At 45.2% G+C, this 16,129-nt stretch carries 16 protein-coding genes and 1 tRNA gene; 2 read left to right on the forward strand and 15 right to left on the reverse strand.

What is annotated here, in order from left to right; translation table 11 throughout:
* The 9 genes from hflK to orn form a co-directional block, all read right to left on the reverse strand.
* Positions 1-1,026, reverse strand: coding sequence for an FtsH protease activity modulator HflK (hflK, locus tag Q9312_RS08735; protein WP_309204214.1), 1,026 nt, complete (start codon positions 1,024-1,026; stop codon positions 1-3).
* A 25-nt stretch (positions 1,027-1,051) separates the two neighbouring features.
* Positions 1,052-2,353: a ribosome rescue GTPase HflX gene (gene hflX, locus Q9312_RS08740; RefSeq protein ID WP_309204215.1), complete on the reverse strand. Its 1,302-nt coding sequence runs from the start codon at positions 2,351-2,353 to the stop codon at positions 1,052-1,054.
* Positions 2,354-2,454: 101 nt separating this feature from the next.
* Complete coding sequence (gene hfq, locus Q9312_RS08745; protein ID WP_309204217.1) at positions 2,455-2,718, reverse strand: RNA chaperone Hfq; 264 nt, start codon at positions 2,716-2,718, stop codon at positions 2,455-2,457.
* A gap of 199 nt (positions 2,719-2,917) precedes the next feature.
* Positions 2,918-3,868 carry a tRNA (adenosine(37)-N6)-dimethylallyltransferase MiaA gene (gene miaA / locus Q9312_RS08750; protein ID WP_309204218.1) on the reverse strand — a complete coding sequence of 317 codons (951 nt, stop codon included), beginning with the start codon at positions 3,866-3,868 and terminating at the stop codon, positions 2,918-2,920.
* 13 nt (positions 3,869-3,881) lie between these two features.
* The gene (gene mutL / locus Q9312_RS08755) at positions 3,882-5,786 is read right to left on the reverse strand and encodes a DNA mismatch repair endonuclease MutL (protein WP_309204219.1); all 1,905 of its coding nucleotides are present in this window, start codon (positions 5,784-5,786) and stop codon (positions 3,882-3,884) included.
* A gap of 4 nt (positions 5,787-5,790) precedes the next feature.
* Positions 5,791-7,083, reverse strand: a complete 1,293-nt coding sequence (locus Q9312_RS08760) for an N-acetylmuramoyl-L-alanine amidase (RefSeq protein ID WP_309204220.1) — start codon at positions 7,081-7,083, stop codon at positions 5,791-5,793.
* Between the two features lie 134 nt (positions 7,084-7,217).
* The gene (gene tsaE, locus Q9312_RS08765) at positions 7,218-7,709 is read right to left on the reverse strand and encodes a tRNA (adenosine(37)-N6)-threonylcarbamoyltransferase complex ATPase subunit type 1 TsaE (RefSeq protein WP_309204221.1); all 492 of its coding nucleotides are present in this window, start codon (positions 7,707-7,709) and stop codon (positions 7,218-7,220) included.
* 2 nt (positions 7,710-7,711) lie between these two features.
* The gene (locus Q9312_RS08770; RefSeq protein WP_309204222.1) at positions 7,712-9,250 is read right to left on the reverse strand and encodes an NAD(P)H-hydrate dehydratase; all 1,539 of its coding nucleotides are present in this window, start codon (positions 9,248-9,250) and stop codon (positions 7,712-7,714) included.
* A gap of 34 nt (positions 9,251-9,284) precedes the next feature.
* A complete protein-coding gene (orn, locus tag Q9312_RS08775; protein ID WP_309204223.1) occupies positions 9,285-9,848 on the reverse strand; it encodes an oligoribonuclease in 564 nt (187 codons plus the stop codon).
* Positions 9,849-10,019: 171 nt separating this feature from the next.
* Between orn and Q9312_RS08780 the strand changes: the two genes are divergently transcribed.
* Complete coding sequence (locus tag Q9312_RS08780; protein ID WP_309204224.1) at positions 10,020-10,388, forward strand: 4a-hydroxytetrahydrobiopterin dehydratase; 369 nt, start codon at positions 10,020-10,022, stop codon at positions 10,386-10,388.
* Between the two features lie 14 nt (positions 10,389-10,402).
* Positions 10,403-11,386, forward strand: a complete 984-nt coding sequence (gene rsgA / locus Q9312_RS08785) for a small ribosomal subunit biogenesis GTPase RsgA (RefSeq protein WP_309204225.1) — start codon at positions 10,403-10,405, stop codon at positions 11,384-11,386.
* Between the two features lie 460 nt (positions 11,387-11,846).
* Here rsgA and Q9312_RS08790 read toward each other — a convergent pair whose 3' ends face one another.
* From Q9312_RS08790 to motA, 6 genes are all read right to left on the reverse strand, one after another.
* On the reverse strand, positions 11,847-12,356 hold the full coding sequence (locus Q9312_RS08790; RefSeq protein ID WP_309204227.1) for a GNAT family N-acetyltransferase: 510 nt from the start codon (positions 12,354-12,356) through the stop codon (positions 11,847-11,849).
* Positions 12,357-12,406: 50 nt separating this feature from the next.
* Positions 12,407-13,105 carry a hypothetical protein gene (locus Q9312_RS08795; RefSeq protein ID WP_309204229.1) on the reverse strand — a complete coding sequence of 233 codons (699 nt, stop codon included), beginning with the start codon at positions 13,103-13,105 and terminating at the stop codon, positions 12,407-12,409.
* A gap of 215 nt (positions 13,106-13,320) precedes the next feature.
* A tRNA-OTHER gene (locus Q9312_RS08800) sits at positions 13,321-13,426 on the reverse strand.
* A gap of 325 nt (positions 13,427-13,751) precedes the next feature.
* On the reverse strand, positions 13,752-14,291 hold the full coding sequence (locus tag Q9312_RS08805) for a DUF924 family protein (protein ID WP_309204231.1): 540 nt from the start codon (positions 14,289-14,291) through the stop codon (positions 13,752-13,754).
* 68 nt (positions 14,292-14,359) lie between these two features.
* A complete protein-coding gene (gene motB / locus Q9312_RS08810) occupies positions 14,360-15,211 on the reverse strand; it encodes a flagellar motor protein MotB (RefSeq protein ID WP_309204233.1) in 852 nt (283 codons plus the stop codon).
* Positions 15,212-15,221: 10 nt separating this feature from the next.
* Positions 15,222-16,073: a flagellar motor stator protein MotA gene (motA, locus tag Q9312_RS08815; RefSeq protein ID WP_309204234.1), complete on the reverse strand. Its 852-nt coding sequence runs from the start codon at positions 16,071-16,073 to the stop codon at positions 15,222-15,224.
* Positions 16,074-16,129: the final 56 nt, after the last annotated feature.

Consider the following 16,129-nt stretch of genomic DNA (forward strand, 5'->3'; position numbering starts at 1 on the left):
CTATTGCTCCTTCTTCTTTTTCATTATTTGATCAAGAGGCAAATACATCATGTTGTTACCCCCATCAACATCAACCATTACTTTGGTCGAGTTAGACAAAATCTGCTCTAAAGTCTCAATGTACAACCGGTCACGAGTCACTCGAGGTGCAGCTTCATATTGAGGCAATAACTTTGCGAAACGAGCTACTTCACCATTTGCCTGAGCGAGCGTTCGAGCTTTATAAGCATCAGCTTGTTGTCTTAGCTGCTCAGCATTAGCAGTTGCTTTCGGAAGCTCTTCATTACGATAGGCTTCGGCATTCTGCACTTCTTTCTTTGCATCTTGTTCAGCACTGTTCACGTCAGCAAAAACTTCATTAAGAGCCGGAGGAGGGTTCGCTTTTTCTAAAGTTACCTGCTCGATCTTCAACCCAGTCTGGTAAGAATCTAGAATTCGAATTAACTCAACCGATAACTCGTTACGAATTCGTGTTTTTTCGGTGGTTAGAAGGTCATCTACTTGGCTATCACCGACAACTTGACGTAATGCACTTTCTGCGGCTTGCACAAGGGTAAAATCAGGTGTCGATAAGTTAAACAGAAAGTCTTTCGGATCATCGATACGATATTGAATACCAATTTCAACATCAATAATGTTTAAGTCTTTCGTCAACATGCTACCGTCGACACGTTTCTGATCTACCTTATTAACGTTAACCTTTGTCAAAGTCGAAATACCATAAGGTACCCAGTTAATTCCTGGCCCAACAATGTCTCGAAATTTCCCAAACGTCAGAACAACACCACGCTCTTGTTCATTGACGGTGTGAATTCCGGCAATTACCCAAAACACAAATCCCACCACCAAACCTATAAACACAAAAGGCTTCATGCTGGCTGGCTTTTGATTGCCGCCATTGCCATTGCCTCCAGAAATCTTTTTCCAAAGATTTTTTATGGCTTCGTCCATATCTGGCGGTCCATTTTGTTTGTTCCGGTTACCCCAAGGGTCTTTATTGTTTCCGCCCGGCGAATTCCAGGTCATATTGATCTCCAGTTTCTTATCAAAGTTAAGTTAAGAGGTTGGAGTCATGCTCCAACCTTTTTAAATCAATCTCATTTTTTCGTTCAAGGCGCTTCCAGTCAGCAATCGTCATTCTGACTTCAATAATAAACTCGCCCTGGTCTGTGATACGCTCTGACTGAACACATTTTAAATCGTACAACTGCCCGCGCAGTGCCATTTCAGCGGGTGACAAGCGCAAAACGGTCTCAACCCAATCTTGCTGCAATAATGCTGCAATAGTTTCAAACAATCCGTCGAGCCCTACACCTGTAACCGCAGAACAATATACACGATAGCGCTCAGTTTCAGGATCTTTCTCGACTCGTGCTGCCATACCATCGACTTTATCAGACTTATTGTACACTTCTACTAAAGGGCTGTCGTTAGCACCAATTTCATCTAGAACTAGGTAAACCTGTTCTTTATTATCTTCTCTTCGTTCGTCCGATGCATCAATAACATGTAACAAAATATCGGCTTCACGGCTTTCTTGCAATGTCGCTTTAAAGGCAGCAACCAAGTCATGTGGCAAGTGCCGAATAAACCCAACGGTATCGGCCAATATCACGCTTTGTTGTTCGTTGATGTTAATACGTCTGTGAGTTGGATCTAGAGTCGCAAATAACTGATCGGCAGCGAGTACCCGAGACTCGGTTAAGCGATTGAACAAGGTCGACTTTCCAGCATTGGTGTACCCAACGAGAGACACCGTCGGTACATTCGCACGTTTACGCGAACGGCGGCCTTGTTCTCGTTGACGCTCAACCTTTTCTAAACGTTTACGAATCGTCTTTATACGCTCTCTTAGTAAACGACGGTCAGTCTCTAACTGAGTTTCGCCCGGTCCTCGCAGACCGATACCGCCCTTTTGGCGCTCTAAGTGAGTCCATCCACGAACCAATCGAGTGGAGATGTGTTGCAGCTGAGCCAGTTCGACTTGAAGCTTCCCTTCATGAGTATGGGCTCGCTGGGCAAAAATATCGAGAATCAACCCGGTCCGGTCAACCACACGGCATTTAGTTAAATATTCAATATTACGTTCTTGAGAGGGTGAGAGACTGTGATTGAACAGCACGACATCGGCTTTCTCTTGCTCCACTAAATCGGCCACTTCTTCTATTTTTCCCGTGCCGACAAAATATTTCGGCTGCGGAGACGAACGACTGGTGGTGATTATTCCCAGAATCTCAAGGCCTGCAGAAGTGGTTAAATCTACAAATTCGGTAAGGTCTTCCTGATTATTTTGGTCAGGAAAGTCAACATGGACAAGGACAGCGCGCTCGCCACCCTGATAACGGTCAAACACTCTGTGAAGCTACCTGTATAAAGTTGTAAAAGATCGGAGCAATATTATACCAAGACAACGTAGGCGGTTGCCTTGGTTTATGTGCAAAAACTTAATGATGATTACGCGTTGTGACCCGCGTCTTCGTCACCGTTACCATTTTCACCGGTGTGTGGTAAGCGAACATTACGCGCCGGAACGATGGTCGAAATTGCATGCTTGTAAACCATTTGGCTAACAGTGTTTTTAAGTAACACTACAAACTGATCAAATGACTCTACCTGCCCTTGTAATTTAATGCCGTTCACCAAGTAAATCGCGACTGGAACGCGTTCGCGGCGTAAAGCATTTAAGAAAGGGTCTTGTAAAGATTGCCCTTTTGGCATGGTAACTCTCCTTATACTGTTATTGTTCTAATCCCGTTTTCTTATTCTCGGGAGCTCTTGCAGACATAAAACCCAAAAAATTTGGTTTAAATATAACTCGAAGACAGAAGCAAGTAATCACTTACTCGACTTGCATCGAGTCAAAAAAATTACGACGCGCGCAACTTCCATAATAGTGTAGCATGCCTTCACCAAACTGCTATATGGAGATATTACCCATTTTTTTCAATAGTTTGTGACAATTATTTGCGGCCAACGAGTCCATCCACTCAACCCCTTCCCAACTGCGTAACCAAGTGAACTGTCGTTTTGCCAACTGACGTGTCGCGACGATCCCTCGAAAACGCGCTTCTTCGAGAGACAGCTCACCGCTTAAATATTGCCACATTTGACGATAACCGACACACCGAATGGATGGGTGCTCTAGGGTCAGATCTCCCCGTTCATATAGCTTGCGGACCTCTTCTTCAAATCCTGCGGCTAGCATCTGATCAAAACGTTTTTCTATACGCTGATGCAAAACATCTCGCTCGGTGGGCGCGATGGCCACTTGTAACAAAGGGTAAGGAAAAGAATACTGTTCTTGCTCGGCGTGATATTGAGAAAGAGGTTTACCCGACATTAAATACACTTCAACGGCTCTTGACACTCTTTGTGTGTCGGTAGCGTGCAGTCGCTCAGCCGTCTTCGGGTCAAACGTCGCCAAATAGGCATGCAACTGTTCAATCCCATGTTCGCGAATTCGTTGTTGAACCTGTTGTCGAACCTGTTCATCGGTTGCGGGAAGATCCGCCAAACCGGCCACCAACGCTTTAAAGTACAACATGGTGCCACCGGCAAGAATTGGCGAACGACCACGCGCTTTTATGTCATCAATGAGTCGAAAAGTATCCGCCAGGAAGTCTGCCGCTGAATAGCTTTCGGCAGGATCGCAAATATCCAGTAAATGATGAGGAATGCCTGCTTGTTCTTCTTTCGTTGGTTTCGCAGTGCCTATATCCATACCGCGGTAGATCAAGGCTGAATCGACGCTGATGATCTCGCCGTCAATGGCTTGCGCTAGCCCAATGGACAAGTCAGTTTTGCCCGACGCTGTCGGCCCCATAATCGATACTATCGGCAACTCGCGGGAAGCTTTCGGTAGAGTCATCGAAGTTCACTCATCAAAGTTGACTCCCCAATCGCTTTGCCACGACATCGCTGGATATCGACAAGATATGTTGAGAAGAGATTTCACCGCGGGTTAACGCTTGACGCCCCCAATCCACTAACCCATCGAAAACAGCCGCTTGCTCACTCGGCTCAATCTTGAGTAATGCATCGAGTAGACGCTGTCGAACTTGCTCTAACGAAAGCTCGGGAACCACCGTCGACATGAGCATAGTCGTCAGCCCTTGAACCCACCAAGTTACCGGTAGATTAATCGGCAGCTCTGGAAGCTTACGCAGCATGAGCTGCTGCTCGCCAGCGGGTGATAACTCAATACCAAGCTGCACCAGTGAAGAATAGAGTTCCGCTTGCTCGATCCAGTCGGTGCTTTGTACTGCAAAAACTTGCGGAATCAGTAATGGCTTGGTGGGTATCGACGTATGACTTAACTGCTGAGCTAAATATTCGATGTAAGCTCCCCAAACATCGACCAGGAGTAATTGAGCGCTCGAACGGTCGATCCAATAGCGACCAAGCCACAAAGCTTCGCCTTGGTTTGTCGAAATAACTTTGGCAGACTGATTCCCGATTTGACGGTCATTCTCTTCTGAGTGCGGCTGACGATGCGCTGAAGGTAATGGATTGGATGCTTGCTGAGCGCTCGCATACACCGACCGACTCGCCTGAACCACGGCCGGCGAAGGGCGATAATTTGGTTGGTAACTTGATTGAGAACTTGATCGAGAACTTGATCGATAATGCCTTGGTGAGTCAGCCGCCGAGGCATCAATCGCGCTGCCTCCCGAGTTTTCAGTCCATGTTGCTTGCTGACTCAACGCATTCGCCTCACTTGGCACGCTTGGAGCTTCATTTGCACTAGAAGCGGCAACACTTGAGTCAAATAGAGTCGCTTCAGAAGCCAAACATTGTTGCAACAACTTCACTAAAAAATCGTGTACAAACCGGGGATTACGAAAACGAACTTCATGTTTGGTTGGGTGAACGTTCACATCCACTTCGCTCGGTGGGCAATCAATGTAAATGACATAAGACGCGAATCGCCCTGTCGGTATCAATCCTGAATAGCTTTGTCGAATAGCGTGACTGAGTAATCGATCTTTAACCGGTCGTTGATTGATAAAAATAAATTGAGTGTCTGATTCACTGCGATGATAATTGGGAGATGCCAGCCACCCATAAATCTTCAGCTGTTCTAACTCACCCGAAAAGGCAATGGCCGCTTTGCAAAAAGCACTGCCACACACGGCTTTCAGTTTTACTTCTGGGTTATTGGTTGCCGCCGGAAAACGTCGCACCACTTTGCCGTTGTGCTTTAACACCAAGGCAACATCGGGGTTGGCCAAAGCGACTCGTTTAACGACGTCTTCGATATGAGTAAACTCGGTTTTTTCGGTGCGTAAAAACTTTCTGCGAGCCGGCGTATTAAAAAATAAGTCAGCAACTTCAATACAAGTACCTACAACCGCTGCAGCCGGAGAAACCTTTACCGCCATGTCGCGGCCTTCAGTCACAGCCTGCCAGCCAATATCCTGTCCCTCTTGACGACTGCGTAATAGCAGCCGAGAGACTGACGCAATACTGGCTAACGCTTCACCACGAAATCCCATACTCGCAACCGCACATAAATCATCAAATGAACGAATTTTACTGGTTGCGTGACGGCTCAAGGCCAGGGGAAGATCATCTTTGTGAATACCGCGACCATTATCAACAATTCGGATCAGTCGCGCTCCGCCACGTTCAATGTCAATATCGATTCGGGTCGCCTCAGCATCCACACTGTTTTCTAATAATTCCTTAACCACAGAAGCGGGTCTTTCGACCACTTCTCCTGCAGCTATCTGGTTGGCTAGCTGATTATCAAGCTGATGGATTCGTTCCGATGTTTGCTTGGTCATATGACTAACGAGTTAATTTCAATCGTTGACCAATTCGAATGTCATCGCCGTTCAGTTTATTCAATTGTTTTAACTCTGCGATGCTCAAATTAAATCGCGATGCTATTCCAGATAAAGTGTCACCACTTTTTATGGTGTAGTGAGTGGGCTTTTTTCGCTGAGACGCAAACAGGGTTCCGTCGGGAGGATTGTCTTTAAAGTATACGTGCAATCCATCATAAATCGCGTTAGCAAGCTTTTGTCGATGCGATGAACTGCGAAGTAATTTTTCTTCTTGAGGATTAGAAATAAACGCTAACTCGACCAACATGGCAGGTATATCTGGCATTTTTAAAACCACAAATGCCGCTCGCTCAACGCGCTTTTTATGCATCTTCGGCGCAACTCGTGCCATTTTATGATGCACATGAGTAGCGGCATCAAGGCTTGCACTAACAGAGTAAGACGTAGATAAATCGAGAAGTACTTTTGCCAATAATGGATCTTTGTTGCTTAAACTTTCTACGCCACCGAGCAAATCCGATTCATTTTCTCGTTGCTCTAACCAGCGCCCCATTTCTGACTCTGCACCTTTCGGAGAAACAACCCAAACCGAAGAGCCTCGTGCTCGCTTATCGTGGAACCCATCGGCGTGTATTGATACAAAGATATCCGCTTGGTTTTGCCGCGCGATTTGGGTTCGTTTACGTAAATTAATAAAGTAGTCACCCTTACGAACCAACACCGCTTTCATCCCCGGTGTTGCATCGACTTTTTTTGCCAACTCTTTAGCAACACTCAACGCAATGGTCTTTTCAAGAGTACCTTTCGCTCCTACCGCACCCGGATCATCCCCACCATGTCCGGCGTCAATGGCAACCACAATATCGCGTTTTCCTGTGGTGGTGGCGGCCTTAGGTTTCGGTGGCTCTTCTTGGTTACTTTCATCCAACAGGTCGACAACCAGTCGATGCCCATAACTTTGGTAGGGTTCTAACTCAAATGACTTAAACGACACAGTGCGCTTGAGATCTAAAACAACACGAACTGAATTATCTTTTTCACTGGTTCTAACGTGCTGTACCAAGGACGATTTAATATCGAGATCGGCGGGATCAAAACTTAATGCTGCGCCTTTTAAGTCGATCACCATACGGTCAGGATCTTTCAGGGTAAAGATACTGTGTTCAGCAGGCCCGGTTAGGTCAACCACCACGCGAGTGCTATCAGGCGACTGCCAAAAGCGCATGCCTTTGATATTTGCAGCGAAAAGATTGGCTGCCAGCAATGACGCTAAAATAAGCACCGTTCTTATCATTAATTTTTCCATCAACTACAACATCTTTATTTTATGGACTGGCTGACACTTCAGCTCTTGATCTTGCTCTAGCGACGTAATGCTAGGCTCCCCTATTCTTTATTGGACACTAAAAGTGCCTATAGTTCCACAGCTTATGACTGTTCCGCTGACTCTGAACTTAACCGGCGCTCCCAACGTTGAGTGATATGCTGTATCAACTCTGAGTCACCGGTCATGGTAAGCTCCCGCCCACGTGAGAGATACGCTAGATTGATCACTAACTCTGGCTCCGGCAACCAACCCGCACCACGCTCCGGCCACTCGATCAAAGAGGCCGCATTAGGTTGGTTTAAATACTCATCAACGCCAATAAACTCCAATTCTTCTGGGTCACTAATGCGGTATAAGTCAAAATGATACACTACCCAACCGTCTAACTCATAGGGTTCGACCAAGGTGTAGGTTGGGCTTTTGGTGGAACCTTGAAAACCAACGCCACGTAATACACCTCGAACTAACGTGGTTTTTCCGGCACCCAAATCACCGTTTAAAAAGACCAGCGTCTGCCGACCTTTCAATTCGGCGCCCAGTAGACCACCAAACGCTAATGTATCTGTCTCGTCATGTAACAAAACCGTCGTCACGATTATTCGCCCATCGGATTAACAAGGCGGCGAATATACGGGAAAAGGTCTGAGGCTAACAAGCCTCTTTCTTGTCGAGTACCGTCAATATTAACCGCTAATTCCGCAGCTTCGCCATGAATGGCTACGCCGAGTCGAGCCGCGTCGAGCAAAGACAGCCCCTGTGCAATAAGGCCCGCGATGATTCCGGTTAAGGTATCGCCCATGCCGCCAGTTGCCATCCCGGGGTTGCCGACATTAATCACATAAATTTGTTCGGCGTCGGCGACTAAGGTGCCGTACCCCTTCAATATTGCTACTCCGCCGTACCGTTTAGCCAGTTCCGCAACCGCCGAAAATCGATCGGCTTCAATTTTAGCAACGCTAGTATTCAGCAAACGAGCCGCTTCACCTGGGTGCGGAGTAATCACTCGATTTTCAATCACGTGTGGACGTTGCGCGAGTAAATTTAACGCATCCGCATCCCAAACCGTCGGCGGTGCTTTGGCCTTTCCGGCGGCGAGATAATCGTCGAGCAAAGCCAGTGCATTTTTGCCCCACTTTAATTGGCCCATACCTGGCCCGACGGCAATCACGGTCGCTGCTTCTAATAAACGGCGAAAGCTGTCTTTTGTGGCTGTTTCACTCAACCCATGCGCCATTATCTCTGGCCTTTGCGAAACAATGCTATGTACGTGCTCGGGATGAGTGAGCAAGCTCACTAAACCAGCGCCCGTTCGGGCTGCGGCTTCAGAGCACAGTCGAGCAGCACCGGGAAAGCCCAAGGTACCGCCCAACACTAAACAATGGCCAAAATGCCCCTTATGACTGTGTCTCAGTCGCGGCTTGAGCCACTGTTTTCCTTGGAGGTAATTAAAACGATGGACGTTGGGATTCACTAATGAGAAAACGCCTTGTCCGCACTTTAGGTCATTGAGCACCAGCTCTCCGCAAAACTCGGCTGCAATGCCCGTCAACAACCCACGTTTTAAGGCGATAAAGGTCACGGTAATTGTTGCTCGGATGGCCGCGCCCGCAATGCTGCCAGTATCGGCGATGAGCCCGCTCGGAAGATCCACTGCCACCACTGGCGAAGAACAGCGGTTAACTTGAGCGATGGCCTCGTCGAAGGGCGCGCGAATATCACCACTGACACCGGTCCCTAGCAGTGCATCCACAATAACGCTGTTATCTTTATCGTGATGACTTTGAAAGGTCTCAATATGCCAAGGCAGCTGTTCGACACCAATCGATTTTAAACGCATTAATGCGCGCTCAGCATCGCCTTGGCTACTGTCAGCTCCGGGCATAACCAAAACACTGACCGATAGCCCTGCTTGTGCCGCTAAACGAGCAACAACAAAGCCATCGCCACCGTTATTGCCCTTTCCGCACAATACTAATAAATGTCGACGATCTGGCCATCGATCGCGAATTTCACTATAGACAGCGGCTCCTGCTCGCTCCATCAGAGGATAAGTGGAGCCATCATGAAATCGCGCATAGAGCTGCTCTAAGCGCTTAACTTCTTCGGCAGTGTAAAGACCTGAGCCGTCCAACATGGTGCCAACGATTCCTTTGTTATCCCAAATTCACTTAAATTTTAAACACTTTTTCACGATAAAACTTAAGCTCTTCTATCGACTCTCTAATATCATCTAACGCCAGGTGAGCACCTTTTTTGGTAAATCCATCAAGGGCCTCAGGCTGCCACCGTCTGGCAAGCTCTTTAACCGTGCTCACATCGATATGACGGTAATGGAAAAATCGCTCTAGTGTTGGCATGTGGCGCGCTAAAAAGCGTCTATCTTGGCAAATCGAATTACCACACATGGGCGATTTACCTGCAGGCACCCACTGTTCTAAAAAAGCAATGGTTTGCTCCGCGGCTTGAATTTCACTTATCTGGCTGTCTTTAACGCGTTGAGTTAATCCGGAATCGCCATGATGCTTGGTATTCCACTCATCCATGGCGGCTAACGTTTGGTCGCTTTGGTGAATCGCAAGTACCGGCCCTTCGGCAAGCGTATTTAGCTCTTTATCGGTTACAATCGTCGCAATTTCGATGATCTTATCGGAGTCTGGCTCAAGCCCAGTCATTTCTAAATCAATCCATATCAAGTTATCGGCATGACTTTGCGGTGTACTTGAATTACTCATAGTTCTCCCCTATCTGATCGGATATTGCTCACGACGGTTGAATATTACCATCATGATCGCGCAAAATAGCGCATCTTTGCAATCAAGCATTTCGAAAGTTGCTGATTGAGTCTTACTGCAAATAGGCTTGCGACTGAATTTATTGCAACTTAACGTAATTATAGGAAACTTATGATGAGTCAACTAACCCAACAACAATGCCGTTATGACGACGAAGGAAAGCGTCCGCTTGAATTAGACGAAATCAAATCACTGAGTGAACAAGTTGCCGCATGGACTATCAACTCAGAAGGCACGCGTATCGTTCGCCAGTTCAATTTCAAAAACTACTACCACACCATGAACTTTGTAAACGCCATCGCCTGGATTGCCAACAAAGAAGCCCATCATCCCGATTTACAAGTCAGCTATGGCCATTGCGAAGTGACTTTCACCACGCACGATTCTGGTAATCGACTAACCATTAATGACTTTATCTGCGCTGCGAAAGTCGATGCTTTAATGGACGCAGGTAATTTTGGTCCTAAGTTAGTTGACTAGAGTAACAACGACCTATGGCGAAACGACAAAAATTAACCTTGCAACAAAAGCGTCGCGTCGCCAAAAGCCAACGCAAAAAACTGCAAGACATTCCTGTCGACGATAATGACTTGGGCCCTGGCATTGAGGGGATAGTGGTCAGTCGTTTTGGAGAACAGGCCGACGTAGCAGAACCGAGCGGCCAAGTTCATCGCGTTTATTTACGTCAAAATCTGGGCAGTTGTGTCAGTGGCGACCGCATCATCTTCCGACTCGGAAAAGACGGTGGCGTGATTGAAGCTATCGAGGAACGACGTTCTGAGTTAACGCGCCCTACTCCCCATTCAGGTATTAAAACCATTGTCGCTAATATTGACCGAATCTTTATTGTTGTTGCACCATTTCCAGACTATTCATCGACCATACTCGATCGTTACCTAGTGGCCTGCGAGCTTGCCGGTATACCGACCCAAATTGTCTTTAACAAACAAGATTTGATCACACCAGAACAACACGATTTTTTTACCCAGCAAATTCAACTTTATCAATCGATTGGCTACACCGTTCATACCGTCAGTGCAAAATCGGATTTGGGTGTTGAAGAGTTAAAGCAACAAATGCTTGGTCATGAAAGCATTTTGGTTGGACAGAGCGGTGTGGGAAAATCCTCACTGATCAATAAAATTCTCCCTTCTTCACAAATAGCGACCGGTGAAGTTTCAGAAAATTCTCGTTTAGGTACGCATACCACGACGGCTTCGCGCGTTTACTTTTTCGACAGTGGTCACATTATTGACTCGCCCGGTGTTCGCGAATTCGGACTAACTCATATGGAAGCCGACCAAATAATCTATGGCTTTCGCGACTTGCTCCCCTTTGCAGCCGAGTGTAAGTTTAGAAATTGTCGACACCTCAATGAAAAAGGATGCGCCATTGCTCAAGCGGTAGAAACCAAAGCCGTTTCTAAACAACGACTTTCCAACTATCAAAGCATTATTAACAGTATTGCTACTTCGTAAGTCCTAACGGTAAACGCGGCTTTAAAAATCGGTTTAACGCTTCTCTGATTTCTTGAAGCTCGTCTCATCTAAGATTAACGCACACGTTTGATCGCCATAGTAATTATTTAAATAATTACATTGATAGTGCGATGAATGAGTCTGAGAACTGACTTTTTTAATAGTAGACAATAAGGTTTGCATGGTGAAAATCCTCTCAAAAACTTTTCAATAATCTTAAGTGATTATAGGAGGAATGCGAAACAGACTCTAATGAGTAAAATCTATCTTAATCTTCGTTACTGACGATTAAAAAATCAGGCGTTTGCGTCCTTTTAGACTAGTAGTTAGGCGTTGAGCTAAATATGAAGATTTATAAAGTCCTTTCGAAATGGTTTCGCGCCGAGTTGAATAAATCTACTAGTTGCCTGGCGGGATAAGATCTCTGTCTTTTGCTGCGGTATGTTACTTGAGCCTATTGTTAATCTTTGGCCAAAAATGCCCCATGATAAGAAACTTTACCTACAGGCAAATCACCATGAATGACTAAAGCTTGAAAATACTCTGCGGGCACATCTGGAAGTATCAATCCCTCCTTGGAAGAAAAACCAAATCGATGATAATAGTTAGGGTCGCCTAATACGACACAACCTTGAGCTCCGATTATTTTTAGCGCTTCAAGCGCAGTAGTTATAAGTTTTTTGCCAACGCCTTTACCCTGACATTTCGGAAGAACTGAGATAGGACCAAGACCATACCAATTATCTGAGCCATCCGAGATTACCACATGAGGAACAGCTACGTGACCAACAATTTCGCCTTCATTTTCAGCAACAATAGATAGTGTCAATGCGTTCGATTTACGAAGCTCTCTGGCAATATATTGCTCTCTATGATCAGTATGAGGGGCGTCAAGAAACGCAGCAACCGTAACATCATGAATACTTTGAATGTCGTCAAGTTGCTCATGTCGAATTTCAATATTCAACATTAACTCCTTTTGGCTGCTTATTTGCTATGATACAGAGCGTTGCCCAAGTTTTAATGGCCACTAAAATCAACCAGTAATTTTTGAATCGTTTCAAGATCGCTGTTGTTTGTGTACGTTTTAGTAGCATTAAATATTAATATTTTTTCATCTCTTAGAACGATGTTGGAGGCAGTAACTTCTGTTATGAGTACAACATCATCTTCAGTTTGAACCTGCATTTTTCGTATCAAAGCAAACGCGATGTTATCTTCGGTGTTAGAAAATACTCCCAAGGGTATAATTCCTTCTAACTCCAGTTCGACAGCAGATGACAATAATTTCGAAGCCGTTTTTGATGCATTTTTTATGATCTTTCTAGCAGCTTCGGGCATCCCTTCAAACATCTGATCTTGCTGAGAAACCACACTAGCGCGAAACTGCTCAAACTCATTCTTAGTTATATTTCGATTTATCAAGGACTTTAGAGTTTGAACCTGAAGATAAGGATTGTCAGCAGTGTGATCAACATCAGGAAACAGTGCAAACTCTTTATTTTCTATAAAGCATGCGATTAGAGTGTGGGTTGGCGGCAATGATGAAGAAAACATTTGCTTGAAATCTTCTGATTTTTCACAAGCATTGATGTATCCATCAGGCTGAACAATTGTCAATCCCTTGCCACCAACAAATACCTCCAACCTCTTATTAGCAGCAGCAACAGGAATTGCGACAAGCAATAGAAAGGTTAATATATACTTAAATGCGTTCAAAATATACTCCGTTAACTTATGTCATTCAAAGTCTGCTGACTTAGCGGCAGATGAGTTGATGTTTTTTGTGCCCATAGTTCAAATAGTCCCGTAGTAAACGGTCTAAAAAACTTATTGCTCTGAATTATTAATGAAACTCAAAAGGTTATTGAACGCTCAATCAAAAGGCAGCTATAAGCCATCCATTTTCAATTTTTCGTTATGTGTAAATTGGGAAGAAAGGGCAGGATTCGAACCTGCGTTCTGCGATACGACTAATCGAACACAAAAGAGCAGTCCATAAATGGAGCTGCCCACCTTCAGCCACTCAGTCACCTTTCTTAGATTCAATATTATTCAAAATCTTTATAAACCATTATTGCATTAAATACCATCGCTCCAACTGTTTTTCTCACCTATCAATATCGAATTTTACCATTACGTACAATGTGTACCTTGGCTGTCTACCACTCAAAGTAATATTAAGGCTTCAACATAAACTTTCAGAACATATTTGACTGACTCTTGTATCGTCCTAACTTATTTTCGTATCGTCCTACAAGAGTGCCTTAGACTAAGAAACTGTGTTATGGGGATCTGCTAGATGGTTCTGCTAGAGGGTTGTGTTAGTTGATTGTGTTAGAAGGTTTTGACGTAGGCATTGCAACTAAAATGATGAGCCCGGTTGCTTAAGAAAATCTATTTCTTCAGCGGTGCTGGTTCGATTGAGCAGTTTATTTCGATGCGGATAGCGGCCAAACCGGTCAATGATTTTTTTGTGTTTTAATTCGAAATCTAAATTATTTTCTAAACCCGGTTCTGAGAAAAGTTCAACGGCTCGCTGATGAATCGCTTTTGATTCACTGTGCATGAATGGCATATATAAAAAGGCTTTCCGGGTAGCCGATAAACCAGCATGTTTGTTCTGCGCAATCGCTTCTTGACTAAGTATCAACGCCATTCCGTCGTAGGCAAAAGCGCGCGCTTGATCTCTGAACATATTCCGCGAAAATTGATCGAGTACAATTATCTCGGCTAAAGCACCTAGTGCGCTATTTCGCCAGTCGACTAGCTCACCCATACTTGCGGCGCGATGTACATCGCTAAATAACTCGATAATTTTTTGGTCATACTGACTATTTTTCTGAAACCAATCTTTCGCTTCACTCTGTTCAAACCAAAAGCTTATGACTCTTTGATATTCCATCGTCTTTTATTATCCCAATCGACTTGCTAATCAACTTGCTAATCAACTTGGCTTGGTCGCAGCATACGCTAAGGTTTGTTCGTCTTCAAACCACCCGCGGACTCTTTAATGGCGTCGGCAATGTTTTGTTTTAAGACAATAATCGCTATTCGACGATTGATTGGCGCGCGCGGATTTTTAGTATCGAACAATACCGAGTCTGCAAAACCTTCGACACGAGCAACCTTTTGTCCGGGGATTCCTCCGCGAATCAAGGCTCGGCGTGCTGCATTAGCACGATCGGAAGACAACTCCCAGTTGCCGTAATTTCCAAGATCAAAAGGCGTAGCGTCGGTATGACCCGTGATACTCAAGCTGTTAGGCACTTTTTTAAGAACTTCAGCAAGACTGAACAGTATTCTGCGAGAGTAAATTTTTAGCTCACTGCTACCACTATCAAACATTGGTCGCTTGTCTTTATCAACAATTTGAATTCTTAGACCTTCGGGCGTGATGTCGATCAAAATCTGATCGCGATAAGCGGAAAAGGCAGCACTGGTTTCGACCATTTGCTCTAACTGAAGTTTTAACGCTTCGAGTCGTTTGCGCTCATTTTCTTCTGCGAGATCATCAATGGACGTTTCATCTAACTTTATTTCGGGTGCCGGCATATTAATCACGGCAGTGTTGGCACCGCCTTCACCAATAGGAACATTGTTAGCGCCTGGCGTTAACGTTGAACCCGCGGGATCGATAAAGTAGCCAGAAATGGCCTGTTTCTCTTCTTCTGATGTGTTGCCCATTAGCCATAACAATAAGAAAAAAGCCATCATTGCCGTGGCAAAGTCAGCGAATGCGACCTTCCAACTGCCGCCATGAAAATCATGCCCGCCTTTCTTGACCTTCTTGATAATAATGGGGCGCTTTTGACCGTCTTCCATCACGCGTCACCTAGCGTCCACGAACGCGAGCTTCTAATTCTTGAAACCCTGGGCGAATTTTATGTGGCAAGGTTTTACGACCAAATTCAACGGCCACTTGTGGCGGTACGCCGTTTACCGTTGCAATGATTGCGGCTTTCATGCACTCAAAATATTGAGCTTCTTCGTGCGCTCGATGCTCCATGGCAGTCGCAAAGGGACCGACAAATCCATAGGCCAGTAAAATACCTAAAAACGTTCCTACTAGAGCCGCCGCCACATGGTAACCAATTTCTTCTGGCGGGCCTCCTAACGACTGCATCGTAATCACAATTCCGAGTACGGCAGCGACGATACCAAAACCTGGCAGTGCATCGGCGACTTTACCCAATGCCATTCCGGGCGCTAGCTGATCATGGTGATGGGTCTCTAACTCTGCGTCCATCAAGTTCTCGAGTTCGTAGGCGGTCATATCTCCGATAATCATCAAGCGTAGATAATCGCAAATAAATTCTATAGCCTTGTCGTCTTTCCGGATTAATGGGAATTTAGTGAATACATTACTCGTCTTAGGTTCTTCGATATGCGCCTCAATGGCAATTAAGCCTTCTTTACGCATCACGTTAAATAAATCGTAAAGCATGGCGAGTAATTCTAAATATAAATACTTATTAAAGCGCGAACTGCCCAATAACTTAGGCAGGCGACGAAACACCTCAAGAGTAGTTTTCATGGGATTCGCGATGACAAAAGCCCCAAAGGCCGCGCCACCTATGATCAATAGCTCAAATGGTTGCCACAATGCGATGAGTTGACCATGCGATAACACGTACCCACCCAACACAGCAGCAACAACAATAATCACCCCAATAATAATCGGCATGCATAAATCCTGTTTATTTTTGTTTCAAGTTACTGAATTAACTATAGTTTAAAGTT

The sequence above is a fragment of the Pleionea litopenaei genome (assembly GCF_031198435.1).
GTDB classification, from domain to species: Bacteria; Pseudomonadota; Gammaproteobacteria; order Enterobacterales; family Kangiellaceae; genus Pleionea; species Pleionea litopenaei.